This window comes from Pedobacter humicola, from assembly GCF_056490705.1.
The window spans coordinates 594,964-621,659 of record NZ_JBWJIG010000002.1; the positions used below are offsets into that span (position 1 = coordinate 594,964).

The 26,696-nt window shown below is 40.8% G+C and carries 21 protein-coding genes and 1 tRNA gene; 7 read left to right on the forward strand and 15 right to left on the reverse strand.

Features of this window, described 5'->3' with window-relative positions:
* The first annotated feature begins 38 nt into the window (after positions 1-38).
* The gene (locus AC04Q1_RS05995; RefSeq protein ID WP_478362773.1) at positions 39-4,472 is read left to right on the forward strand and encodes a translocation/assembly module TamB domain-containing protein; all 4,434 of its coding nucleotides are present in this window, start codon (positions 39-41) and stop codon (positions 4,470-4,472) included.
* Between the two features lie 362 nt (positions 4,473-4,834).
* Here AC04Q1_RS05995 and AC04Q1_RS06000 read toward each other — a convergent pair whose 3' ends face one another.
* From AC04Q1_RS06000 to AC04Q1_RS06010, 3 genes are all read right to left on the reverse strand, one after another.
* Positions 4,835-6,046, reverse strand: coding sequence for a bifunctional 3,4-dihydroxy-2-butanone-4-phosphate synthase/GTP cyclohydrolase II (locus AC04Q1_RS06000; protein WP_478362775.1), 1,212 nt, complete (start codon positions 6,044-6,046; stop codon positions 4,835-4,837).
* A 140-nt stretch (positions 6,047-6,186) separates the two neighbouring features.
* A complete protein-coding gene (locus AC04Q1_RS06005) occupies positions 6,187-7,611 on the reverse strand; it encodes an LptF/LptG family permease (protein WP_478362777.1) in 1,425 nt (474 codons plus the stop codon).
* A gap of 30 nt (positions 7,612-7,641) precedes the next feature.
* The gene (locus AC04Q1_RS06010; RefSeq protein ID WP_055911440.1) at positions 7,642-8,022 is read right to left on the reverse strand and encodes an START-like domain-containing protein; all 381 of its coding nucleotides are present in this window, start codon (positions 8,020-8,022) and stop codon (positions 7,642-7,644) included.
* Between the two features lie 667 nt (positions 8,023-8,689).
* On the opposite strand from AC04Q1_RS06010, the gene AC04Q1_RS06015 reads away from it, so the two are divergent.
* A complete protein-coding gene (locus AC04Q1_RS06015) occupies positions 8,690-9,331 on the forward strand; it encodes a hypothetical protein (protein ID WP_478362779.1) in 642 nt (213 codons plus the stop codon).
* A 232-nt stretch (positions 9,332-9,563) separates the two neighbouring features.
* A tRNA-Met gene (locus tag AC04Q1_RS06020) sits at positions 9,564-9,640 on the forward strand.
* Here AC04Q1_RS06020 and AC04Q1_RS06025 read toward each other — a convergent pair.
* From AC04Q1_RS06025 to AC04Q1_RS06035, 3 genes are all read right to left on the reverse strand, one after another.
* A complete protein-coding gene (locus AC04Q1_RS06025; RefSeq protein ID WP_478362840.1) occupies positions 9,597-11,150 on the reverse strand; it encodes a recombinase family protein in 1,554 nt (517 codons plus the stop codon). The genes AC04Q1_RS06020 and AC04Q1_RS06025 overlap by 44 nt on opposite strands.
* Positions 11,147-11,302 carry a hypothetical protein gene (locus tag AC04Q1_RS06030; RefSeq protein ID WP_478362781.1) on the reverse strand — a complete coding sequence of 52 codons (156 nt, stop codon included), beginning with the start codon at positions 11,300-11,302 and terminating at the stop codon, positions 11,147-11,149. Before AC04Q1_RS06030 ends, AC04Q1_RS06025 begins: the two co-directional genes overlap by 4 nt.
* Positions 11,303-11,566: 264 nt before the next feature.
* Positions 11,567-12,118 carry an RNA polymerase sigma factor gene (locus AC04Q1_RS06035; protein WP_478362782.1) on the reverse strand — a complete coding sequence of 184 codons (552 nt, stop codon included), beginning with the start codon at positions 12,116-12,118 and terminating at the stop codon, positions 11,567-11,569.
* Between the two features lie 375 nt (positions 12,119-12,493).
* Between AC04Q1_RS06035 and AC04Q1_RS06040 the strand changes: the two genes are divergently transcribed.
* Both AC04Q1_RS06040 and AC04Q1_RS06045 read left to right on the forward strand, forming a co-directional pair.
* Positions 12,494-12,727: a helix-turn-helix domain-containing protein gene (locus AC04Q1_RS06040; protein ID WP_478362841.1), complete on the forward strand. Its 234-nt coding sequence runs from the start codon at positions 12,494-12,496 to the stop codon at positions 12,725-12,727.
* 754 nt (positions 12,728-13,481) lie between these two features.
* A complete protein-coding gene (locus AC04Q1_RS06045; protein WP_478362783.1) occupies positions 13,482-14,369 on the forward strand; it encodes a nucleotidyl transferase AbiEii/AbiGii toxin family protein in 888 nt (295 codons plus the stop codon).
* Here the strand turns inward: AC04Q1_RS06045 and AC04Q1_RS06050 are convergent, their stop codons facing one another.
* The 9 genes from AC04Q1_RS06050 to AC04Q1_RS06090 all read right to left on the reverse strand — a co-directional run bounded on the left by AC04Q1_RS06050 (position 14,370) and on the right by AC04Q1_RS06090 (position 24,624).
* On the reverse strand, positions 14,370-15,257 hold the full coding sequence (locus AC04Q1_RS06050) for a type IV toxin-antitoxin system AbiEi family antitoxin domain-containing protein (protein WP_478362785.1): 888 nt from the start codon (positions 15,255-15,257) through the stop codon (positions 14,370-14,372).
* Between the two features lie 848 nt (positions 15,258-16,105).
* Positions 16,106-16,315 carry a radical SAM protein gene (locus tag AC04Q1_RS06055; protein WP_478362787.1) on the reverse strand — a complete coding sequence of 70 codons (210 nt, stop codon included), beginning with the start codon at positions 16,313-16,315 and terminating at the stop codon, positions 16,106-16,108.
* Between the two features lie 210 nt (positions 16,316-16,525).
* The gene (locus AC04Q1_RS06060; RefSeq protein ID WP_478362789.1) at positions 16,526-16,987 is read right to left on the reverse strand and encodes a (2Fe-2S)-binding protein; all 462 of its coding nucleotides are present in this window, start codon (positions 16,985-16,987) and stop codon (positions 16,526-16,528) included.
* Positions 16,988-17,012: 25 nt separating this feature from the next.
* A complete protein-coding gene (locus tag AC04Q1_RS06065) occupies positions 17,013-19,271 on the reverse strand; it encodes a xanthine dehydrogenase family protein molybdopterin-binding subunit (RefSeq protein ID WP_478362790.1) in 2,259 nt (752 codons plus the stop codon).
* 29 nt (positions 19,272-19,300) lie between these two features.
* Positions 19,301-19,951: a hypothetical protein gene (locus AC04Q1_RS06070; RefSeq protein WP_478362792.1), complete on the reverse strand. Its 651-nt coding sequence runs from the start codon at positions 19,949-19,951 to the stop codon at positions 19,301-19,303.
* A gap of 104 nt (positions 19,952-20,055) precedes the next feature.
* Positions 20,056-21,654 (reverse strand): carboxylesterase/lipase family protein, encoded by a 1,599-nt coding sequence (locus AC04Q1_RS06075; protein WP_478362794.1) that lies wholly within the window; start codon positions 21,652-21,654, stop codon positions 20,056-20,058.
* Positions 21,655-21,679: 25 nt separating this feature from the next.
* Positions 21,680-22,840, reverse strand: coding sequence for an aldo/keto reductase (locus AC04Q1_RS06080; protein WP_478362796.1), 1,161 nt, complete (start codon positions 22,838-22,840; stop codon positions 21,680-21,682).
* A gap of 25 nt (positions 22,841-22,865) precedes the next feature.
* The gene (locus AC04Q1_RS06085; protein ID WP_478362797.1) at positions 22,866-23,345 is read right to left on the reverse strand and encodes a nuclear transport factor 2 family protein; all 480 of its coding nucleotides are present in this window, start codon (positions 23,343-23,345) and stop codon (positions 22,866-22,868) included.
* 22 nt (positions 23,346-23,367) lie between these two features.
* Positions 23,368-24,624 carry a PQQ-dependent sugar dehydrogenase gene (locus AC04Q1_RS06090; RefSeq protein ID WP_478362799.1) on the reverse strand — a complete coding sequence of 419 codons (1,257 nt, stop codon included), beginning with the start codon at positions 24,622-24,624 and terminating at the stop codon, positions 23,368-23,370.
* 261 nt (positions 24,625-24,885) lie between these two features.
* On the opposite strand from AC04Q1_RS06090, the gene AC04Q1_RS06095 reads away from it, so the two are divergent.
* Together AC04Q1_RS06095 and AC04Q1_RS06100 are read left to right on the forward strand one after the other, a co-directional pair.
* Positions 24,886-25,944: a sensor histidine kinase gene (locus AC04Q1_RS06095; RefSeq protein ID WP_478362801.1), complete on the forward strand. Its 1,059-nt coding sequence runs from the start codon at positions 24,886-24,888 to the stop codon at positions 25,942-25,944.
* Complete coding sequence (locus AC04Q1_RS06100; RefSeq protein WP_478362803.1) at positions 25,941-26,696, forward strand: LytR/AlgR family response regulator transcription factor; 756 nt, start codon at positions 25,941-25,943, stop codon at positions 26,694-26,696. The genes AC04Q1_RS06095 and AC04Q1_RS06100 overlap by 4 nt, the downstream gene beginning before the upstream one ends.

The window sequence follows — 26,696 nt, forward strand, 5'->3', positions numbered from 1 at the left end:
TATTTAAAATACTCCTTTGGGTAATCGCATCAATAATTTTGCTGCTCGCGCTTGTCATTTTTTCTCTGCAATTTAAGCCTGTTCAAACTTATTTTGCTCAGAAAGCTGCTGCATACTTATCAAAAGAGCTTAAAACCACCATATCAATTAAGAGTCTGTACATCAAACCGTTTAAATCGATCGTTCTCGAAGATTTATTGGTTTTGGACCTGCAAAAAGACACTTTACTGAGTACACCACAATTTATGGTCGATATCAATCAATTGTCTATTGATAAAAAGATCATCAATATTAATACCGTTCAAATTAATAATGGTCATTTTTTCCTAAAGGATTTCAAAGATAAGTCTTCTAACCTCGATTTCATCATCAACTACTTCGATTCTGGTAAACCTACGGTAAAGAAAAAGAAAAGTAAGCCCTTCGATGTGACTTTGGGGCGCCTGATCCTGAACAAGTTTGCCTTCAGGTATAAAAATTATGCAGCAAAAGATACCACGCAGGGCAAAAGTGTAAACTTTGATAATGTTGACGTTAAACAGCTGAGCGGAATTTTTGAAGGCTTGGATATGAAAAACCATTTGGTTAAAACCAATATCAAAAACCTGACTTTTAAAGAGCGTAGCGGATTTTACCTAAAGAACCTAACGGCACTGACCACGATCGATAGCAATGCCATAGAGTTGCAAAATCTGCTCTTAGAAACTAACCAGAGCCGTTTAACCGATTATTACCAGATGCGGTTTAAAAGTTACAGAGACTTTAACCACTACGTAGATAACGTTCGGATGAAAGCCAATTTTAAAGATAGCCACATCACCTCCAGAGATGTCGCCTTCTTTGCGCCTGAACTGGAAACCATGAAACTCGACCTGGATGTAGACGGACAGATAACCGGTTTAGTGAACAACCTTAAAGCCAAAAAACTTTCAATCAGAACAGGAAAAGCCACACACATTAAAGGCGATTTTATCATAAAAGGGCTGCCGAAATGGAAGGAAACCTTTATGGACCTGAACATCGAGATGGCAGGAACAAACAAAACCGATCTGGATGAAGTGCTTGGCGGCATTACCAACAGCAAAAAGAAAATTGTTCCCTCAATCGTGAATAAATTCGGCAACATTAACTTTAACGGAAGTTTTACGGGTTTCCAGAACGATTTTATCGCCTATGGCGAATTTAAGACCAAACTTGGCCGCATCGTATCGGATGTGAACATGAAGATCGATAAAAGGGATATCCCTTCTTACACCGGGAACGTAAAAAGCTACGACTTTAACATCGGCGACCTGATCGGCGAAAAAAGCCTTGGCCGCATCAGTTCTTCCTTATATGTAAAAGGACGCGGAACGGAACTCAAAGATTTAACCGAAAAAATAAACGGCGATGTAACTTACATCGACTTTAACAACTATAGGTACCATAATGTAAAGATTGACGGAACTTTTGATAAAAAATATTTCGACGGCAAACTGAGCATTAACGACAAGAACGTTAAACTGGTATTCGATGGCGGTGTAAACTTAAATCCTAAACTACCGGTGTTTAACTTTAACGCCACCATTTCGAAGGCAAAATTAAAAGCCCTGAAGCTGTTAAGTGATTCGTTAATGGTGGATGCGAAGTTTACCACCAACTTTTCGGGCACCAACCTGAACAACATCTCGGGTAAATTATTGATAGCAGAAATCAGGTTGCAAAATCCAAAAGGTGTGTACAGTGTAGATTCGGTACAGTTGATGGCCAATGGTACTGGTACCAACCGCGTGCTCGATATCCGCTCCGATATTTTAGATGCCAGCATTAAAGGCGAGTACGATTTAAACTCTATCGTTTCCTATTACAAAGCCATCGCCAAAACGTATATCCCTTCGCTAAAGGCTGATATTATCAAATATAAAAACCAGATTTTTCAGTTTAACCTGATGGTTAAAAAGTTCGAGCCACTGGCCCAGATTTTTGCACCGGGCTTAGAGCTGGAAGAAGGGGCTACCCTTACCGGCGATTTCGACTCGCGGAACAATACCGCTACCCTGAACGGTTTTGTGCGAAAGCTAAAATACAATGGCATTGTGGTGAACAATATCATCCTCGATGAAAACACGACCACGCAGCAGTTGCAGCTCATTGTCACTTCCGATCGGGTACAGATCAACGACAGTTTATTTATTAAGGATGTGAACATTTCAAACATCCTGCGGAATGACAGTTTGGCCTTCAACGTAAAAATGTCGAACTCCGACGAGGCCAACCAGCTCGATTTAAACGGTTTGGTGGAGTTTACCAAAAACCAGGATACTACTGCAAGGTTGAGCGTATTGCCTTCGATCTTAAAAATCAACAGTGAAGAATGGCGCATACAGGAAAAAGTGCGTATTGTACTGAACAATGGCAAAACGGAAATCAGCAACTTCGACCTCACCAACGGAAAACAGCAATTGATTATCGATGGATTAATTTCGGAAGATCCTAAAGACCTGATCAGCGTTGGCTTTAAAGATTTCAGTTTAAAAACGCTTAACCCGTTTACCAAAGGCTTTGGTGTGAAGTTGGGTGGAAACCTGAATGGCACCACGGATGTATATGGTATATTAAAAGCCCCAAGGGTGACTGACGATTTAAAAATCGATTCGTTAAACTTTAACGATATCTACATCGGCACGTTAACCGATACTTCATCATACACTAACGAAAGCAAAAAAATCAACATATTTACCCGGGTGGTGGCAGACGGTTCGGAAACCTTTAAACTGACAGGAAATCTGGATTTAAAAGAACAACAAATCGATCTGGGTGTAAAAATGGACGACAGTAAACTCACCATTTTAGAACCATTTGTAAAACAGCTGGTATCGAACCTGAAAGGGAACATCTCTGCTGATTTAACCGTAAAGGGAAAACTGGATAAACCCGAAATCAACGGAAGCGTATCTTTTGATAAAGGCCAGCTGATGGTGAATTACCTTAAAACCACCTATGTGATTACCGATAAGGTAGAAATAGACAATAGTGTAGTCAAATTAAATAACTTCACCTTAAGTGACCTGGAAGGCCATGAGGCTACCGTAAAAGAAGGTACCGTTGATCTGAACGACATCAATTACCCTACCTTAAACGTGAAACTGGAAGCCAATAATTTAATGGCCCTGAATACGACCGCAAAAGACAATTCGGTGTATTATGGCAGGGCTTATGGCACAGGAGTATTTAGCTTTACCGGGCCTACCAACAAAATGAAGATCGATATTAAGGCGAAAACTGAAAAAGGCACGGTCTTCAATCTTCCTTTAAACAGCTCGGAAACCGTTTCAGATAAAGATTTCATTAACTTCGTGACCAGGGATTCGGCGGTGCTGGTAAAAAAGAAAACCAACTTTGACGGGTTAACCCTTACCTTCAAACTCAGCATCGATCAGAATACCACCGCCAATATTTATACCACACTGGGCAATCTAAGTGGCAAGGGTAATGCCGATCTGAACCTGAACATCAATAGTTTTGGCGATTTCGAGATGTCGGGAGATTATATTATCGAAACGGGAAGTTTTGATTTTACGGCCCAGGAGGTGATCAACAAAAAGTTCGAAATCAGGCAAGGAGGAACCATCCGCTGGACGGGGAACCCTACCGCTGCACAGATTAACTTAAAAGCGGTATATGCTTTAAGAGCGAGTTTAAACGACCTGTATAAGGCGGCCAACCGCGATGCGAGCAGCAATGCCAACCAAAGGGTAAATACCGAGGTAGAGATGGGATTAACAGGATTGCTGTTAAAACCGGACATTAAACTGGATATCAATTTCCCTGCACAACCCTCGATCAAGGAAGAGCTGCAGACTTATTTCAGCGATCAGAACAACCTGAACTTACAGGCCTTCAGTTTAATTATCAGAAGAAGTTTTGCGCCGGGTAACGGTGGTCAATCGATCGGAAACCAATTGAGTTCTACCGCAACGAGTACGGCTACCGAGCTGGTATTTAACCAGTTTAACAATGTACTTTCTTCGTTAAACTTAAACTTTGTCGATCTGAATGTTCGCTCGTTAAGCGAAGCCAATGCGTCTTTCAAATTCTTTAACGACCGTTTAATTGTGAATGCGGGTATTGTAGACCGTAATAGTATAAATGATTTTACCATTATCAGTTTCAACAACAATAATGTGGGTAGTGAGGTGGAAGCACTTTATCTGATTAAAAAAGATGGTAGCTTAACAGTTAAAGCAGCCAATAAACCACCTACACAACAAAGTATTTTCTTAAACAGCGGGATCAGCCCAACAGCGAATGTAACTTCGTTCGGTTTGGTGTACACGCAGCAATTTGATACGTTTAAAGAATTTATTCAGAAAATTTCTGGCGCATACCGCCGCAACCTGAAACGCAAACAAAGCGAAGCCCCTGTTAAAACCAACAAATCGATTAACAGGGATGCGATTATTAATCAGACAAAGGGGAACCAGAAGAAGTAAGTGGGATTAGGCGGTTAGCGTTGAGGAGGGTAGCGACTGACGATTAATCAACTGCAGACTGAGAACTAAAGACTCAGGACTATCTTAATGCGGAGAACTTTGTAACCTGTAATCATGCGGAAAGGTAGAAACCTGGCCCTAAGTCGACCTCGGATTTGATTCCATTATCCATTTCACCTATTATGTTCTATAGATCCTGAAACAAGTTCAGGAGGACGCAAATATGGAGTTCACGGTAAGAAACATACATAAAACAAAAAAAACCAACATTCAAACGCACGTTCAACTGTTGGTCTTTAATTATTTATTAGGCTCAATTCCAGAAACTCCAAACGCCAAACGTCCGGCTCCAAACTCAACCCCTATCCTTTCATGATCGAATGACCCATTTTATCCCTTTTGGTGGTTAAATAACGTTCGTTATGTACGTTACTGGCAATTTCGATCGGAATGTTTTCTACTACTTCTAAACCATAGCCGATCAAACCGGCTCTTTTGGTTGGGTTGTTGCTCATCAGGCGCATTTTGGTCACACCTTCTGATCTCAGGATCTGTGCCCCTACGCCATAATCGCGCTCATCGCCTTTAAAGCCTAATTTAATATTGGCTTCTACGGTATCAAAACCTGCATCCTGCAAGTTGTACGAACGTAATTTGTTGATCAGTCCGATACCCCTGCCCTCCTGGTTCATGTATACCACAATGCCTTTACCCTCCTTCTCGATCATCTCCAAAGCCTTGTGCAGTTGAGGTCCGCAATCGCAGCGGCATGAGCCAAAAATATCTCCGGTTACACAAGAACTGTGTACACGTGCCAAAATAGGTTCATCTGCTGTCCAGGTGCCTTTAGAAATGGCCAGGTGTGTGGCATTGTTATCCAGCTGGGTATAAGCGGTCATTTTAAAATCGCCCCAGGCTGTAGGTAAATCGATGGTCACCTCTTGTTTAATCAGGCTATCCATGGTTAAACGGTAAGCGATCAGATCTTCTATAGAGATAATTTTTAACTGGTGCTGTTCGGCAATTTTGAATAAATCCGGAAGTCGGGCCATTTCGCCGTCTTCCTTTAAAATCTCCACCAGTAAACCAGCAGGTTTCATTCCGGCCAAACGAGCTAAATCTACCGCAGCTTCGGTGTGACCTGCACGGCGGATTACCCCACCATCCTTGGCAATTAATGGAAAAATGTGTCCCGGCCGGCCCAGCTCTTCAGGGTTGGTTTTAGGATCTACTAAAGCCAGCATCGTTTTAGAACGGTCGCTTGCCGATATCCCCGTGGTACAACCATGACCAACAAGATCTACTGAAACGGTAAAATTGGTTTCATAAGCAGCAGTATTCTTACCCACCATCAGGTTTAGGTTAAGCTCCTTACAACGTTCTTCTGTTAAGGGAGCACAGATTAAACCACGGCCGTAAGTAGCCATAAAATTGATGATCTCGGGCGTGGCATTTTCGGCAGCCGTTAAAAAATCACCTTCGTTCTCTCTATTCTCGTCATCTACAACAATAATCACTTTACCAGCTTTTATATCTGCGATGGCCTCTTCTATTGTGTTTAATTTTGTTTGCATTTTATTTAGCATTATGGGGCTGTTCGTGCTCAAGGCGCATTAAAATCAATTTATTCAGCAACGATAAACCTGTACAAATGTACAACCTTATTAAGCATTATTTGGATTAAAATATCATTTGTAAGTAAAGGAAACGAGGGCTATTTCTCCTTCTTTTTAAACACTTTAAGGATAAGCTGTTTGTAATAGTTGACGTCAAAAAGGGCCGAATCAACCGTAGCTTTATATGTTAAAAAGGCAGCCAGTGGCGACAGTACAATTACGGCAATCCACATCCCGAATATGGGGTTCAGGTTTCCTTCGCGGGCAGATTTTTCGGCTACGGTAGTAATAATGTGGTAGACCAGGAAGAAACAGATGGCCACTACAACTGGTAAACCCATTCCCCCTTTTCTGATGATGGCACCCAAAGGTGCGCCGATAAAAAACAGGAGGATACAAGAAGCCGCCAGGGTAAACTTACGCTGGTATTCTACTCTGGTAAAAATAATTTCACCGGTTAAATCGGTTTGGCGTGGCCCCCAGTTGGGTACATGCTGCATAATATTGGCCACCACATTGGTTGCATTATCCAAAGCAAGTTTCCGCGATCCGTTCGGTATGCTCTTCAACATCACATCATCGATCGTTTTCGGTACGGCTTTTATCTTGGTATAACCCTTAGTGGTATTAAACTGTTTAAAATTACTGGTGAGGTTGGCAATCGTCCTCATTTTTAGGGTATCTAACTGCTTGCTGAGCGAATCGTGCTTTTTGGTGATGCCTTTGAGGTTTAACATCGGTGTACTGTTGCCAAAAGCATTGGGGTCGGTGCTGCTCTGGTTAAAAGAAGAAAGATCAAAACGCGGTTCTGTTGCCCTAAAGCGGTTGCGCGTAAACACCTGACGCGGGTTATACATGCCATTTTTTGAAGCCTGTTCCTCGTACTGTACCCCATTTTTGAGGTTAAGAACCAAAAATTTACCATCGGTAGTTTTACCCATCTTGCCTTCCTTGGCCAGGATGATTTTCGGGATCCCGTTATTCTCCCGATGGTCGTAAATCATAATATTGTGCAGGGTACCGTCTTCTTCCTTAGAATCGACACGGATGGCATAACCCGGTATGGCATTGTTAAAAACGCCCGGTTTAATCAAAAAAGACAGTTTTTTGTTCCTGATATCGTATAAAAGGGAGCCAAATTTTAAATTGGCTTTGGGCAGCATGTAATTGGAAAAAAAGAAGGAACCGATGGTGAGGATCAGGATCACCACAAACAGCGGCCGCATGGCCCTTTGTAAAGAAATCCCTGCCGATTTAATGGCCACAAGCTCATAGTTTTCGCCGAGCGAGCCAAAAGTCATGATGGAAGAAAGCAACACTGAGAGTGGCAGCGCCATAGATACATTGGCAGCCGAAGCATAATACATCAGTTCCAGAATGGTGTACCATTCGAAACCTTTCCCTATTAAATCATCAATCCATTTAAACAGAAAGAACATCAATAGGATAAACATCATTACAAAAAAAGTTGCAATGAATGGCCTCACAAATGCCTTTATTAACAGAAGATGTATTTTTTTCACCTGACAAAGGTAAACAATGCGTGGATAATTTTATGCACCCAAAACACTAATCAGATAATCGATCTGGTTATCCCATATTAATTTTTTCTCTGCAAGAAGCTCATCAGTAGTAAAATCGGTGATCGAGAGGGCTACATCATTGGTCAGTTCGTCCTGCACGATTTCCATCTCAAAATAACATTGAGGCTCATCATCCAGCCATTTAAACTTGACCAGTTTATTTTCTTTAATAGAAACCAGTTTTGCCTTTAATTGCTCATCATCCCAGGTAAAAGTATATACCTGATCGCGGAAATTTACATCATCGGCAAACCATTGTGATAAACCGTTAGGTTCACTTATAAAACTATACAATATTCTTGGTGACGATCTAACTTCGTACTCGAGTGTAAATTTTTTCTTTTCTGCCATGTTAGTACACTACCAGAATAATTTCCGGACTATTATTATTATTATTTTTCTAAAGAAAGGTAATTTATTCTACATCTGCAACACTAATCATTAACACCCGCTTTTTTTGTATCATCGCTAATACAATTGCTTCGTTAGTTCATTGATCTATAGCTCATTGGTTCGCCCGGCATTGGTTCATTGGTTCACTTGTCAGTCGTTCATTGGTCAATAGTTATAGCCAATAGCTAAAGTGGTTAATCAACTGCGGGTTCGGGACTGATGAGTTGACGCCAAACGCAAATCCAGTAATCCACTCCAAACTCCAGGCTCTAAATTCCAAACTTATTATTCTAACTCCGAAATTCCCTATACCAAGTTAACCCCTGGTTAACCCTTTGCTTACCTATTCTCTACCTTTTCTTTACCTATTCTCTACCTATTGCTTACCTATCCTTTACCAATTGCTTACCTAAAGGGTAAAGAACAGGTGAATATTCGGTACAGCAGAAGTAAGCCTGGAGACAAGCTGGTAACCAGAATAGCTCATCATCCTTCAGGCAATTTAACACATTAATCATACACCGCTATCTAATTATATTTGGTTTTATTAATGGATTGGGTTACCTTCGTCATTTAATCATTATTCCGGAGAAAGTATAATTATAACATTTAAACCATCTATCGAATGATGATCAAACCAGTTCTTTTTAAAAACAGCACCATTGTTTTTCTATTCTTTACCTGCCTGTTTTTAGCACAATCATGTAGCAAGGATAGCGATGCACCCAATTTACCTGAAAAGACTGATGGCGGAACCAAAAAAGAAGTAGATACCTACACTTTCTTACGAAAAGAAATTATAGCATTCAAGGCCTACAGAGGCTCAGAGCATGGAGGTATTGAAATTTCAAATACGGATAAACCCGAATCCTTCTGGAATCCTACAAAATTATCCGACTACTTTTATCATACATTAACGATGTCGAAAGACAGTATTTTGGAAAGGCCTTTTGAATATGAAATTAATGATTTCAGATATGAGTTAAGGAAAGATAGCGTTTACCGATGGAACCGCTATGCCGACTTCTGGGAATTTTATGGAATAAAAAGAAACGATACGTTGGAACACTATGTATGCTTCTACAGTTTCCAAAAGCATACTCCGCCATCTCTGGCAGGAGAAAACGGGCACAACTCTGGCGAAGTAAAATACACCCGCTATTTTAACAACAATCCATATCTCTTTAAAGGCCCTGAGGAGATGAAAAGCAAGAATGACGAGGTTGCCTGGTATAATATCAAATACATATTCGTTAAAAAGAAATAACATTTCTAAATCAGGGACTATTAAATGCCGGCTTTACCGTAGCGCGCATTGCTTAAGAAAATATAGGAGATAAAGGATTTTTGGTTATAGCCCAAACAAATAATTTACTGATATCAAAGCCCTTAATGAATATTTTACTTTTAATTTCATTGAAAAGAAATTAAGTCTTATATTTGCAGCTCCAAAAAATAACCATGTAAATATTTGTACTATATCACAAATATTTTGACCCGGCGGGGTAGCTCAGATGGTTAGAGCGCAGGATTCATAACCCTGAGGTCGGCAGTTCGATCCTGCTCCCCGCTACCATAGTGGGCAAATCAAATTTTTGTTTGGTTTGCCCCTTTTTTTTGCCCTCAAAAATGGCCTTTAAAGTACCTAGAACGCGTACAGCCTCATTCGTTCGAACAGTTCGATGTTGTGTGCCATCAAAAGTGAGTTTTTGGGGATAGATCGAACTGATTAATCTTCTTTTTCCCTCAGAGTCTGCCTCTATATATGTTTCATGAAGGTTTTTCAGCAATCCAGTCGCTTTTCCGATTAATTCACCAATATTCTCTTTTCCCCTGGATAAATCTATGAGTCTATTTTCAAGAATAAGGATATTTCTTTCACAGTCTGATTTTATTTTCCTGTACTCAAAATCAAGAATCACATCGTTGAGCATTTTGTCCCTTGCCTTAGAAATTCTGTTATTAAACTCCTCCAGCTGTTTTTTTACATTTGATAATTCATTATTATCTTCACTTGAGAAAGCTTGATAAACCTGTTTCAAAATCATAGCATAGGCCTCATGCAACAGTGGATCTATAGTATATTTTTTTAGCTCCTCCACGAAAAGCTTATTGACTTTTTCCGCGTTATATCTCACCCCACATTTCGAAAAGCAATGGTAATAGTGATAGTGCTTGCTGTAACCTTTTGAAGCACTGCCTGAGAGCATGTAGCCGCACTTTGGACATATCAAAAAGCCACGCAAGGGAAGCGCATCAAGAGAAGATATAGTTGTCTTTTTTGGTTTGCTTCTTCCGCTCAAAACATCCATGGCTTTATAAAAGATTCTTTCCGAAACTATCGCCTTGTGTTGTCCCATAACCGTATGAGCTTCCTCATCCTTATACTTTGCAATAGGTATCCTACCGCAGTAAATGGGATTTCTAATTATCTGCCAAAAATTTTTTCTACCCGTCTTCAGCCCTTTATCAAATGCTGCCTTCCATATCTGATCAATAAACCACTTACCCGTAGATAATTCTTCATATACCCACTTCATTATTGAAGCCTGGGGCTCAACAGGACAAATATACTTACGCCCGTCTTCGGTTATTTTGTTAGCATAACCGATGGGAGCAGGCCCCATCCATCGCCCTTCTTTCCTTGCCCTCCTCATTCCGTGAAAAGTATTGAGTGCTCGTCTATCATTCTCAACCTCGGGAGCTGCAAGATAGAAAGCCAGCATCATTTTGTTTTCAGGAATGGAGATATCAAGAGGTTGCTCAATGGCCTGCGGCTCTATACCGAGATCACCCAGAATTTTTATCATCTGGTAGGCGTCTCCCGCATTTCTACTGAATCTGTCCCATTTGGTGAAAAGTACTAAATCCGTTTGTCCTCTCTTCTTTTTTAAATCAGCCAATAATTTTTGCCATGCGGGTCGCACAAAGCTTTTGGCAGAATGATCTTCAAATACAACTTTTCTGACCTTTATATCTCTTGCAACACAATATTTTTGTAGAACCTCTTCCTGATTGCGTTGGGAATACCCCTTATCAGCCTGTTCGTCGGTGCTTACTCTTATATATAAATCTGCTGTAATCATCTCTTTAACATTTGCTCTATTTCCAATATAGCTAAAATATATAGTAAATCCAAGGCTTCTTTTGCTTGATTTACAGACAGTTTAACACCTTTTTTCTTAACGATTTCAATCAATTTTTCTGGAGGAATTCGCTCTAACAAAATCTTTCTCATAAGCATTGGTCAAGCTTAAAAGTAAAAACAGAATTTAGCATTATCTCAGCACTACGCTGGTTATACCTAACGTATTATTAATTTCGTAACGTTATATATTTTATGATCTAAATACTGAATGTGGAATTACTAAAAAGGGCAACATTTTTAGAGTATATAAGAAAATTGTCTTTTGTGGGAACCACAAGCCACAGAAGTGTGGGGACCAATTACTTCAAGTGATTTGAATGAATAAATCAATTATAGTGAATGATATTTAACTTTTTAGATTGATTTTAATTTCGCCTTGAAGATCTTCAAGGCACTATGTATATGTGATGAAACATTGTTTTCTGAGGTATTTAACTTATTTGCGATTTCTTTATGCGAAAGGTGCTCCTTTCTGCTTAGTTCAAAAATTCGCCTCATCTTTTTAGGAAGTGTGTGTATTTGTTTTTCTATATACCTTATTAGGTCTTGTTCCCTTATCAGGTGATCCGTACTTTCATAATTAGAAATCTGATAAGTCTTTAGAAATTCAATGTATTTATTTTCGATTTTTCGATGTGCAAAATAATCGAATAGCCTGCTTCTTAAATAGATATAGAGGTATGAAGAAAGCTTTCCATCTTCAAATATTCCTTCTCTCTTATTCCAAAGGTTTAGGAATAACTCCTGCACAAAATCCTTTGCAAGATCCTCATCCTCCAGTCTCTTAAAAGCAAATAGGAACATCAATTCAAAATATCGATTGTAAATTTCAGTGTATGCACTCTCATCTCCTTTTTTTAGAAAGAAAATCAGCTCGTTATCCGACATTTTACTATATCCGAACATCCTCGTAGTGATTAAACGAGGCTCATAGGAAGTGTTTACCTAAAAAAGGCGCGGTACCCACTTACCGTCTTAGAGGTCGTAGGAGACCAGAACACGAATAAGCAGGCCCACGCCTATAGCGTGAGCACTGTCACTTATCCTCCCGTGTTCTTGTGAAATTTCCTACGTTTCTAAGACGAGACTCGAAGTGCGAATGCTTCCTATATTTTTTTGAAACAGCCGCAATATTAATAATTCAACAAACAAATCAATATTTCAACTTAAATATTGATACATTATATATACAAATATACACATAATGTATCCAATTTAAAATATTTTGAGCTTAAATTATTGCATAATGTAAATTTAGAAAGATAAAAAACTCTTTTGAAAGTGAACGATAAAAATACCCTTACAGACTTTGGTTTGTTTTTAGCACAACGATCAGTGAATAAATCACAGGTTAGCTTAAAAACTGGCATAAGCAAGACAAGGATGACTCGTTTAACAACAAAAAATAATTCATTCTTAAGAGCCGGCGAACTATATTTAGTCGCTATGGCTATCGATGTTGACCCATGTGATATGCTGAAGTTCCTATACAAAGACCTAAAGCTCAAAACATAAGCTTTAAAATTGTTTTAAGACTTACCGCAATCTTTCGAAGCATTATTAATGCTGTTAGATTCTATTAGTATTCCCTCGGAAAATGATTTAAAGCTTAACACCAAAAATGATATTGGTTGACTTTAACATCTCAGCTTTAAATTATATAATTCCGCTTTTAATTTTGTCATTAGTATTTCCGAGTTCCGAGGAAATACCCGACCTCAAGGGCGCAAGATTTTTTTGTGTATACAAAAATACATCTTGCAAAACACCCGAGTGGTTAAAGGATTTCTTTAAGTGACATGATGTTGGTCAGTAATAATGCGACTAAGCATGGGTCACATGCGGTTTACATTAAAAACGGTGGATTTTTGATAGGACGGAAGATTTTAGGTTATAAATATTTCGTCTTAAAAAACCAAAGAAAACACTAAATAGATATCAAAACAATAATTACCTAGATAATAGTGAAATGCTTCCAAAATAAAACAATGACATATTTTGTTTTAAATTCTTTTTGATCAGTCCAGTATAAATTATCCAACCTATGAATGCAATAAAATATAATGGACAGCAAATAATAGCATAATTATTTTGGCTTAAATGTTTTGATAACCTGACAATCCAAGTATTAAATAAAAAGTGACATTTCGGTTTAATCCAACCGCATCAACACACACATTTGTGACTAGTTTTAGAGCTATTTTAAATTAAGTTCTTGCCCCCCTGCGAGAATAACGGGATATTATGATTAAATTTGGTAAAGAGAGATATGATAGACATAGAAACGATAAATAAGATTAAGAAATTAACCATCACCTCATTAATGCAGGATGATGATTTAATGGAAGCGCTGGTATTGAAGGGTGGAAATGCCATTAGTCTGGGTTATGGGCTAGAGGACCGCGCTTCTTATGACCTTGATTTTTCTATGGAGGAAGATTTTGGGGATATTGAGGAAATAAAGTACCGGTTAGAAAAAACCATGGTAGAGGGATTCGCAAGCAATGACCTGGTCGTATTTGATCTTCAGATCGTTGAAAAGCCGAAAACTCAGGATCCTGACCTTCAAAAATTTTGGGGTGGATACATGCTTGTTTTTAAAATAATCAGTAAGGAAAAATACGACCAGTACAACGGTGATATAGAGTTGATACGTCGAAATGCTATGGCTTTGAATCCCGACAATTCCACAAAATTCAAGGTGGATATCAGTAAATTTGAATATGTTGGATCCCACAAAAAAATGGTCGACATAGATGGTATTTATTTTTACATATATGCACCAGAGCTAATTGTGTTTGAAAAATTGAGGGCGCTGGCACAAAAACTACCTGAATATTACAGTGACGTACTTAAGCAAACTAAGCTTAGAAGCGAAGATGACAGAGCGAGGGCACGTGACTTCTTTGATATTTATGAGATCATGGAAAACTTTGATATAGACTTGACTTCAGCCGAGTCTATAGAAACGCTCAAATTCGTCTTTGAGGCAAAAAAAGTCCCTACGACCTACCTGAGAAAGATAAGATCTATGGAGGAGATACATAGACAGGGATACCAGGCAGTCGTAGATACAATAAGCAACAAGTCAAAAGATAAAGGATTTGATTTCTATTTCGAGTATTTTCTGGAGAACTTAGAGCATTTGTTGGATTGATCAGATTAATCCTTTGGGATAATAAATACGCCACTTTTCGGAATAATCCATATCACGCATGTCGTAGGTGAGGTAAAAATCCACAAATTTGTCACGACCCACAAAAATGTCTACCTGAGAGCTCTTATAACCTGCGGCTTCCAGATAAAAGCCAATGGCCTGATGATAGGGATAAATAAAATTCATTTTGTTGAGGTATCCCGAAAGTCTATTAACTGATATTTTATGCAATTCGTTTACATTTCGAAAGGCCTTCAGTACCTCGGAGACTCCACCTGAATAGGCTGGCCTGACAACCACATCAATTAAAGTTCGCTCCAAATCCGTTATTCTTACGTGCTCAAAATTGGGCGCTTCCGATACACCTAAGTTTTTAGTGTATTTACCACGCAATAGAGTCAGCGTAAAATCTCCGAAAACGGAGGTAGTCTCCGATTGACGTTGTGGCTTTCTAAATGCAGCATCAACGTTATCCTGTTCCAGTATATTCCTTATAGATTTTGTTGGACTGTTAGACTGCTCTACGGTAAGGTAGATGCTCTTGGGAATTTGCTCTGTTAATCCCCAAAAATACATCGCGGAATAATGGGATAAATAGCCTTTTGGAAAAATACCACAAGCAATCTCATAAACTGATGCCACATCAAAATAAAAGAGTCTACCAGTGGGAACCTCAGGAAATGCAATTTCAGCTTCCTTAACAAAAGTTTGTTTTGCCAATTGATCCATGAAGAGGTTCAGGTCCATATAAAGCGGAAGGCGCCAGCGATCCTTGTGCTCCTCAAAAATTTCCGAGATTTCCTTTTTCCCGAATACATTTTTGCCCGTGCTGGTAAAAGTTTTAATGATTTCTGGGAGGACGGAGATGAATCTTGGTTTATTGGCCATGATAAAAAGATCAAGACAGAAAGTATATATACTTTCTGTTTACGAAGTTAAAGATTATTTCGGACAAATGCAAATCGTCCATGCTTATTTCGATGGAGTTCATGCAAGTTCAATGAATAAAAATGCATTATATGCATAAAATACTAAAGTATATATACTTTAGTATAAAGTTATAATATTATTTCGACAAATCCAAGAGTTTAGCACTTTATAGTCAATTTTTAACATAAAAGGGACAATAAAGCAAATGAATAGAGGAAAAACGTTTTGTGGAGTGACAGATATAAGCTGCTTAATAAAAAAAGTAGACCTACTTTTTTTTATTAAGCACGAAGAATCAAAGTTAGTGGAATTTCTTTGGATTTTAATAGCAAAGGTTAATACTTTTATCCACATAAAAACACATTATATGCATAAAGACTAAAGTATATATACTTTAGTCTAAGTTACATTAAATAGCTGATATTCTTAATCTTTTTGGGAGAAAATTTCTAATTATGACTTTAGATAAATATTGACGGAAAACTTTTTAAGCGAAGGCGGCAAAACTTTGGTTAATTTAGTTTTCAATCTAAATTATGCGAATTAAAGTAGTTACCGGAAAATGCCACGAAGTGGGGATTCGCTAAAAGTGGTTCTTACTCACTTTTGGTGGTCAGTATTTTGTTTAATTGCACAACAGACCTCTTCTAATAACACCTGAATCCTCTAATTGGCGTTCATGACAATTAGTAATATGTTCTTCTTGGGTTAAAAAGGAATTGTCATCTAATCATTGTATGACAAATAACTATGTTAGGTGCATTACAGCCGATATTTTTTATTAAATTCATTTAAATATTCAGCGACTAAAACCACCAAAAGTGGGAAGAACCACTTTTGCCGAAATACCCATCCAGACTGATATTTATACTTTTAACTCCTGCTTCTCGCAAAACTGGTAGCATTTCGGTAATTCTTGTTCCGTTTGTAGTAATTACAAGTTCTACCGGAAGTTTTCCCAGCTCAGAAATAATTGAAGCGGCATCCTTTCTTACCAAAGGTTCCCCTCCGGTCAAACGTATTTTTTTACCCCCTGTTCTACAAATATCTTGGCCAGCTGCATAATTTCATCTGTCTGCATCAATCTTGAAGCTGGCGTGAAATCATATTCTTCTTCCGGCATGCAGTAAAACAGCGAAAATTACAATTATCTGTTAAGAATATTCGAAGATAATCATGTATACGCCCAAAGGAATCTGATAACATATGGTTTCTTTAGTAAGAATTTATTTTGAGATGCTGTCTTTTGCTGCCAGCTTGATCGCATCCCTAATTCGAAGATAAGTTCCGCAACGACAAATATTCCCTGCCATGGCATCATTAATATCCTCATCTGAAGGGTTCTTATTTTCTTTCAGCAGAACAGCGGCCGACATGATCTGCCCAGCCTGGCAGTAGCCGCATTGGGATACGTCCAGTTCCAACCAGGCCTTTTGCAAAGGATGGTTATTCTTTTCGGACAAGCCTTCGATTGTTACCACTTTTTTGCCCTGAGCACGGATGGCCTTTGTTACACAGGAACGAACAGCCTGTCCGTCTAAATGAACCACACAGGCGCCGCATTGTGCAACACCACATCCAAATTTTGTTCCTACAAGACCAACGTGATCTCTTAGTATCCACAAGAGTGGTGTTTCGGGATCAGCATCAAGTTTATATTCCTTCTTATTAATATTTAAAGTAATCATATTATGTATAATTATCCAATTTGAATTAGACACTTGTAGGTTCGGGTTGCGGCATAGCAAAAGGCTGCTGGTAATGGCGTTTTCCTGTTGCCTTATACAGCGCATTTGCTACGGCCCCAAAAACCGGGGGAAAAGGTGGCTCACCTAAACCTGTTGGGTCGATATCATTTTTGACAAATGAAACATTAACCATTTTCGGCGCTTCATGCATTCTTATAATACGGTATGTATGGAAGTTATTCTCTTGAACCACACCATTTTTGTGGGTAAGCCCGCCATACAAGCTATTTCCTATTCCGTCTACAACAGCGCCCTGCACCATATTGGTTGCAGCATCAGGGTTGATTACAATTCCAGCGTCAACCGCACTGAAAACACGTTCCACGTAAGGTTCACCATCCTTTAAAAACATATCTACAACATGCGCAGCATAAGAGTTATGACAAAAATAAGCGGCAACACCCCGGCTAAACTTTTTATTGGAAGGATCTGACCAGCCGGATTTCTCCTTTACCAAGCTCAGCACACCGGCGTAACGGGCAGGATCATATTCATTATTTTTCCCAACCGGGTTGTCTTTTGCCCTTTTTAAAAGTTCCAGCCGAAAATCAATAGGGTCTTTCTCCATGGCTTCAGCCAGTTCATCCAGAAAAGATTGTTCAGCGGCAGCTGCAAAATTAGATCGGGGCGCTCTGAAAGCACCTATCGTAATATTTGAAGGAATTTGCCATCCCTCTGCCAGATAATGATCAATTGCTCCGGCAGGAAACCGGTTAGCGTGTACAGCATTTTCGGGAATACCGCCTCCCTTGACATGAAAGGCCAATAGCTTCTTATTGTCATCGAGCGCTGCCCTGTAGGTAGCGGTATACATCGGGCGGTAAATACCATAGGTTGTATCATCTTCACGCGAGTAGATCAATTTGACCGGCGCCTTGATCTTCTTTGAAATCAGAGCGGCTTCAATGAGATAATGTCCGTAAGCCCTTCGCCCGAAGCCACCTCCCATTCTGGTCATTTGTATTTCTATCTTATCGGCTGGAAGGTTGAGCACTTTCATCAGCGTAGGCTCTGTCCAGCCTGGCGCCTGAAGCGGCCCCACGAGTAATGCCTTTTCATCGGTAACATGGGCGAAAAAATTCATGGGTTCCATACAGTTGTGTGCAAGAAAAGGTGCTGTATATGTACGCTCAATAATCGTTTTCGCATTTTTGAAACCGGTTTCAGGGTCGCCATCCCGGCGCAACAACTGGGCTGGCCGTGCCCCATACTCCAGCATTTTTTTATATTGACTTTCGGTACTTTCCAACTCACCCGGAACAATAACTGTACGGTTTTCTCCCCGGCCCGCCATTGTATCTTTTACATCGCCGGCTGGCATCCATTCAACAATTAGCTTCTTCCTTGCATTCATCACCTCCCAAGTCGTTTTACCAACAACTACAAGGAGTTCATTAAAAGTTCTCGTATCAAAACCACCCTGGGCAAAACCATCCTCATAAAGTTTCAAACTAAAAACATCTTTCACCCCGGGCATTTTCAGGCATTGGGAAGCATCAAAAGATTTCAGCTTCATACCAAAACCAGGTGGATGCTGAATCATGGCGATCAGCATACCCTCATGTTTGTAATCAAGCCCAAAAAGTGGTTTTCCACTTATTATCTTTTTCCCTTCCACATTTTTTTGCGACTTTCTAACGATACTAAAATCCTTCACGTCCTTTAACTTCACGCCTTTTGGTACAGGAACCGCCGCTGCTTTGGAAGCAAATTCACCATACTTGCCTTTCTTACCACTTTTTTCATGATAAATCATGCCCATTTTGCTCGTTAGCTCTTCAATCGGCACTGCCCAAGCTTGCGCCGCTGCCTGCATCAACATATTTCTTGCCGTTGCACCTGCTTCTCGTAACGGTTTCCAGTACATCCGCATGGAATTGCTTCCTCCTGTGAATTGCGGTCCGAGTTTAACATTGTCGTGAGGGCCCATTTCCACCGTCACATTTTGCCAGTCGACATCAAGCTCCTCAGCAACGATCATTGGCAGCGAAGTCATTACATTCTGTCCGAATTCCGGGTTTGGACAGATAAGCGTAATGGAGTTATCCGCAGCGATTTTAATATAGCCGTTAATCTCTGTCCAATGCGCTGCGGGCAATCCATTGTCATTATGGGGCAAAGCCAGTTTGGCAAGTCCGCTAAAATGGATCATTAACCCGCCTGTTGCAATCAATGATGTTTTCAGAAAGGTACGCCTGCTATTGTCGGTTTTATTTATTTCCATCTGTTAAGATTTAATAATTTGTAATCTGATTATTTTTCCGGAGGCGCAAAAGCACCAGTGGTTAGCCATGTAATCCAGGCTTTTTTGAAATCTGCATGCGAAAGTGGCGGCAATGTACGTCCCTCGCCAGGATTCCATCCGGCAAGGACAAGGCCATCGTCGGCATGGGCAATAAGTTTTTTCACGTCCTTGTTTCCGTTCTTTTTGGGATCCATAAGTTGCCTGGCCAGCTGATTCTCAGTTCTACCCTGAAAAACCATTCTCATGTTTGCAGGAGGTAAATGCCATTCAGGATTTCCCGGAGGTGTATGCAAACCTGGCGTATTGGTGGGCTGGTGGCAGTTCGAACATTTCATCGCGTAAACACCTTTACCATCTACACCTCTTTTTGGTAACATGGCATGTATGTGGCTGTCATCACCCTGCAAAGGGACATCACCTGATGGATGACAATTCATGCATCGCGGACTCATCAATACTGCATAAACCTGTTTGAAAGCAGTCACCGATGCAATGCTGTCCTTAACCACAATAGGCTTAACCACGTTTGGCCGGCTATCAACTGTTAGGGAATCTGCTCCAAAGGCCATTAAAACCACAATTGAAGATAATATCGTGACCACGAGTAATGATCTTACAGCGCCACGATGTTTGCTGTCTTTATTTGGTCTGGCAATCATATGTATGTTTTGTTATTATTCTAATATACTGATATTATTGGTTACTTATCACTCATTAACCTGAAAATTAAACCTTTACACGATAACGATTTATATTGATTTATCTAATGGAGTTTACCTGAGCTGATTACTTTTTCAATCAATTCTGTTCTTAATTTAACTGGATCCATTTTTCCACTTGCAGATCCGTCGCCCTGAATTTCCAGTACCTCTCCTGTTTTTCGTACATATAGCGGCCATGTGGGTAAACCTTGTCCGTTAGGATCTCCGGTTTTTGCAAAGTTGCTCCAATAGCTATTCATCATTTTCGCCACCTGCTGATCTTTAAGATCGATTGGCGCTCCATTCCTACTCGTCAGGTTATCAAAAACATAGGAGATTTCCGACGCATGCGCAGCCCCGAAACGCATACGCCCTCTTGCACCGGGCGAGATATAGGAAAACAAATACACATAGGCAGGCGTGCCTTTTTTCGAAAATGCGCTGGCAGTAAACCGGGCTGGCTCTGCCCATACCTTATCCGTGATGACCATCGTCCGCACCTTGGTAAAATCAGTACTGCCATCCGGATCATAAACCGATTTAGCCTGTTCCTGCATACTACCAAACAGATTAAATAACTCCTCTTTTGAATTCGCGCTAATAAACCCTGCTTCAACCTCGGCACTATTGGAGCCTATGATGAGTGAAACTTTTGGTGTTTTGCCTGCTTTATAAGCGGTCTCTGCTGTTTCAGTAACCAAACTACCGTCCAGGACTGGTCCTGAATAAGTCGGTGCTCCTCCCGGGCCGTTGCTTTCCTGCCCCCCGTCGACTATGTCCTCCACACTAAGCGAACGAAGTTTGGCCAGCGCTGCTGCGTCTGTGCCTTCAATGCCGTGCTTTTTCGCAAAATTCACACCTATTGTTTCTGCAGAGATTGGATAATAGGGATCGACATTTTCTTTGCTGATTGGTCGCCCTGTCAACACCCCATCGCGTCCACCGCCTGATTCAACGATTGCCTTTTGGAACAGTCCCCTTGCACTGGGAATCGTCAGAAGGGATTGTACCGATACTCCGCCCGCTGATTCCCCAAAAATAGTAACGTTCTTTGGATCTCCGCCAAAGGCAGAAATATTAGCCTGAATCCATTTCAGCGCTGCTATTTGATCCATATAGGCATAACTGCCTTTAAATTCATCTTTTCTTTCGTCGGTCAATGCAGGAAAAGCAAAAAAACCCAGCCTGCCCAAACGGTAGTTAATAGTAATGAGCATTACGCCCTGTTTTGCAAAGTTGACTCCTGAATAGCCGGCCTGAGCACCACTTCCAAAAACAAAGCCACCTCCGTATATCCAGACCATTACAGGCAGTTTTGCATCCTTACCAGCATTAGCCGGACGCCAGATATTTAAAAATAGACAATCTTCAGAGGAGCTGTCCGAAATTTTGTTTCCATTACGGGGAAAGCCCATTTGGGCCGGGTCTGCGCCAAATTTGGTTGCATCCCTTATCCCCTTCCATGCAGGAAGCGGCTGAGGCGGACGCCAGCGGTTTTCTCCAACAGGCGCAGCAGCGTACGGAATTCCTTTAAATGTGGAAACATCTCCTTCATTAACGCCTTGCAGACTCCCATAAGCGGTTGATACCACTGGTCCGGGCTGCTGGGCATAACAAGAAAAGTTAATAGAAATGGCCAATGAGAGAATAAGGAGTTTCATATATTCTGGTTTGTAGAGTTTGGAATTATTTTTTAATCGGAGCTTCCACATCAGAAAAGTTGAGCACCATCTGAGGCAATCGGAGGCCTTTCACGGAAATGCCTGCTAAGTCACTATTGAAAGCTTTAAGCTCATCGGCAGAAAATTTAACATCAGCAGCTCTAGTATTTTCGAGCATATGCGCCATTTGTGTCGTACCTGGAATAGGTACGATCCAGGGCTTTTTTGCAAGTAGCCAGGCAAGCGAAATTTGTCCGGGTGTTGCCTGCTTTTTATCGGCCCAGTCTTTTAACAGGTTTACCAGTTTCAAGTTGTTAGATAGGTTCTCATTTGCAAATCTGGATTCTGTTGCACGAATGTCTCCTGGGGCAAAGCGGGTGCCCTCATCAATCGCTCCTGTTAAAAACCCTACTCCCAGCGGGCTCCAACACACAAATCCAATCCCCAGTTCCTCACAAAGGGGGATTATTTTTTCTTCGGGTCCACGCCACAATAGCGAATATTCATTTTGAATGGCTGTTACCGGATGCACCGCATGCGCCCGCCTTACAGTCTGTATACCGGGTTCGGACAAGCCGTAGTGCAAGACCTTACCTTCTTTTATCAGATCCTGTATAGCCCCGACCACATCTTCAATTGGGAATGCAGGATCTACGCGATGTTGGTAAAGTAGATCAATCCGGTCTGTCTGCAGACGTTTGAGCATTCCTTCGACCACTTCCTTAATATGGGCTGGCTGACTGTTAAGACCAGGCAATCTTTGCCCCGTTTTTTGATCGATGTTCCAGCCATACTTGGTCTCGATCACAATTTTGTTTCTGAAAGAGGAGATGGCCTCACCCAATATCCTTTCACATTCGAAAGGTCCATATGCTTCCGCCGTATCAAATAAAGTTACGCCTGTATCATAGGCTTTTCTGATAACATTGAGCATCTCAGGTCTCGACGGAACTGTCGTCTGATAAGTCCGGTGCATATTTTGAACGCCAAGCCCGATAGCAGAAACCTCCAGTTTACCCAGCATCCTTTTTCCTGGTTTTGCCACTATGGGCGTAATTTCAGGATTAGCTTTACCTGCAGTTGCAATGCCTGGCATCATGGAGAGTCCCGCGAGCGCAAGTCCTCCTTTTAACAAGCTTCTTCTATCTAAGTTCTGTGAGAATTTGTTGTTATCCTGATCTTGCATAAATTTAAAAGGTTCTGTGCTAAAATTAATTTGTTTTGGCAGCCAGTTTTATTGCCCTTGACAGTTTCGAAAACGTCAACGATCCCATTTTCCATGTGCCATTTTCCTTTACATACACTTCTGTTACCATAAATGGGTTGATAACTTCATTGCTACCAAGAACGGCAACCAGATCGATATCATTCAATAAAATAGCGGTATTGCCGATAATATTTACCGATGCGGAATATACTTCAGCTTTCTTGTAGTGAATGCCTCCTGATTTAATCACATTCAGTTCTCTTTCGGTTCCCCAGCTGCCGCCCATATGCACGAACATAGCCCTGGAATCAAATAGTTTAGCTAAAGAGTCTACATTCTTATCTGCCATCCAGACCCATTTTTTTCTGGAAAGATCCAGTACCTCCTGTTCTGATTTGGTCGGCGCAGCTGCTGTAGTGGATTGTGCATTAGCGATATTGAACATTGTAATTACTATTAAAATGCTAAAAAATACTTTTTTCATATTTACGTTATTATTGATTTATCTATTCTCTATCTATCTTATATAATCTTCCCTGATCTGTTATAGCGTACAATGCCCCATCAGTTCCCTGAGTGATATCACGAAAACGTTGGCTTTCCCCTGCAAGCAATCTCTCTTCACCGGTAACCCGGTTGTTTTCAATAACAATCCTGACAATATGCATACCACTGAGTGCGCCTATGAAAAGGTTGTTTCGCCATTCCGGAACCCGCTCCCCACTATAAAATGTCATTCCGCTCGGTGAAACCACTGGATCCCAATAATACACCGGTTGTGTCATACCATCTCGCTGCTGAATTCCGGTGAGCACCGGCTGCCCGTTATATTCCAGACCATAGGTGATTGTCGGCCAGCCATAGTTGGCACCTGCCTGAATCCTATTTAATTCATCTCCTCCACGCGGACCATGCTCGCTTTGCCAAAGTTCACCTGTTACAGGATGAATCGCCAGCCCTTGGGGATTTCGGTGACCGATAGAATATAATTCAGGTAGCGCACCTGGCTGGCCTGTAAAGGGATTTCCGGCGACAGGTTGTCCTTCCCGGCTGATTCTGATCACCTTACCGATAGATGCGCTTGTAGACTGAGCCTGGGCCCTGGTCACGTTATCTGCGCGCTCGCCTGTACTCGCAAATAAATTACCGGATGGATCAAAGACCACTCGTCCTCCATAATGATTTACCCCATTATAGGCCGGTGTAGAACGGTAGATTATCGTAACTGCCTCTAAGGATCGTTCATCATTGGAAAGCCTGCCCTTTGCGATCGAGGTTCGGTTTCCGCCTGCACCTGGCTCAGAAAAAGACCAATAAACCATTCTATTGCCCGAAAATTCCGGATCAAGACATATACCCAATAACCCGCCCTGTCCATTTGCATTAACCGCAGGCACCCCTGCTATTGGTTCGCCAAGCGTTCCGCTGCTACTTACTATTCTCATTCTTCCCGCCTTTTCATTGATCAGGAACCTGCCGTCTGGCAATGCTGCTATTCCCCATGGCGCAACGAGCGCTGAGGTGACCACGGTTGTACGAATCCGTGTGGTAGTATTTACAGCAGAAATTCTGGTCTGTCCTGCAAAGGCCGGGCTATAACTTGAATTTGGAGGATTCCGCTCCACCGACGAGCCAGAAGTTGGAACGGTAGGTGCCGGCTCCGCAGCCTCGGGTTCACTTTTTTTCGAACAGGAAAGCAGTGAAAACGTGACAGTGCAAATCACCAGTATGATCCGTAAATAGTTTAGTATAGGTAGGTTCATACTCAAATAAACAGTTTTAATTTAGATATCAAGTCTTATAATAGACGGTTCAGGAAATTTCATAGATGGTTCAAGGATTTCCATAGATGGCAATTGTTTTATTGGAGCGATAGATGATTTATTTCAATTCATCTATGTATTTCGCCTGACTGTCTAGTAGAAAAAAAACTTCGGAATAAAAATCGCTCCTTTGCAAATTGATGGTTGAGATTTAATGTATATTGAAACATTAAAGCAAGTAATTATAATTTTAAGTCATTCATGACGCGTTATCACAAAATATTCCGGGCGGTTTTTAGCATCGACTTCGTTGCGGTTATCGCATTGTTTATCGGATTTTTTCTTCCGCTTACAAAATCAGTGGAAATGCCCGCAGTGTTTTGGATAAAGCAGGGTATTGAATATGGTATTTATACCGTATTATATTTTGGAAACCTGTACCTGCTTTTCCCAAAACTGGCAAATAAACGGTTCGGCTTCCTTTATTTCATTATCGTTTGCCTGATAGTATACATCATTCCAATATTTCTTCGTTGGATCAGGAAGGTAGTTGAACTTTATGCGGAAATGGAGAAAGCCTATACCGCGGCAGGACAAAAGTTTTGGGCCAGTGACCATTGGGATACCACGATAGTCATTACGGTTTCTGTAGTTTTCATTACCTTAAGTTATATTGCAGCTGTTGCAAAAAAAATGCATCGAAACCAGCTTGCCTATGAAACCTCGGAACGGGAAAGAATCAGCGCAGAGCTTTCCTTTTTAAAAGCACAGATCAATCCCCACTTCTTTTTCAATACACTGCACACGATATATGCTTTAATGGATACCGATCAGCCCGCCGCCAAAAGTTCAATTTACAATCTATCGCACATGATGCGGTATGTCCTTTATGATACCAGAGGTGAACGAACTTCGTTACTTAAGGAAATCGATTTCATTGAGGATTACATTGCGCTTATGAAAGTCCGGATATCTCCTGAGGTGCAAATAATCGTTGATAAGCAACCTAATTTGCCAGATATGGAGATTGTGCCGATGCTTTTGCTGCCCTTCGTCGAAAATGCCTTCAAACACGGCATCAGTGCTATCCAACCCAGCTATATATTCATTGGTATATCCGTGGTGGATAATAATTTGAAGTTCGAAGTTCGGAATTCGCTCTTTGAAACCCTTGGCAAGCAGCTCGATGAAGATCCTGGAATCGGCATAGCCAATACCAAACGAAGGCTGGATCTGCTGTATCCGGAAAAGTACAGTCTGGAAATCGACCGGGATGAAAATGCAAAAGAACACAGCATCACTTTAAAAATCAGTAAATGAAGATAAATTGTATTGCGGTCGATGATGAGCCAGCTGCACTGACCCTCGTTAGTTCCTACATAACCAGAACGCCGTTTTTGCAGTTAGCAGCAAAATTCAACAATGCGCTAGATGCTTTAAAGCATATTCACGCTGACCCTACCCTGCACGTGGTTTTTCTGGATATCCGCATGGCAGACCTGAATGGCGTTGAGCTGGCAAGGATCATCGAGCAATCGGACAAGAAAAAAAATTTGAGGGTAGTATTTACAACCGCTTACGACCAGTATGCCCTGGAGGGTTTTAGGGTAGATGCATTAGATTATCTTGTCAAACCATTTAGTTTTGTTGATTTCTCCAAAGCGGCCACCAAAGCATATGATTATTTTATAATGAAAGAAAATAGCCTGGTTCAACCCGAGCGTATTACTTCCCAGCCGGAAGAAGTCAAGCAATATGTCTACGTAAAAGTAGAGCATCAGCTGGTCAAAGTTGAAATAGAAGATATTCTATATATTGAAAGTCTTAAGGATTATGTAAAAATTCATCTCAAGCATTCAGACAAAGCATTGCTTACACTAACCAGCCTTAAAAAACTACAGGAAAAATTGCCGGTAAATCAATTTATCCGACTTCACCGGTCGTTTATCGTTTCAACCTCTGCGATCAAATCTGCCACTAAAACTTCGGTACTTGTTGGCGATACAACCATTTATGTTAGTGAACAGTTCAAGGAATCTTTCAATACATTTCTAAACAAATGGGTACTATAA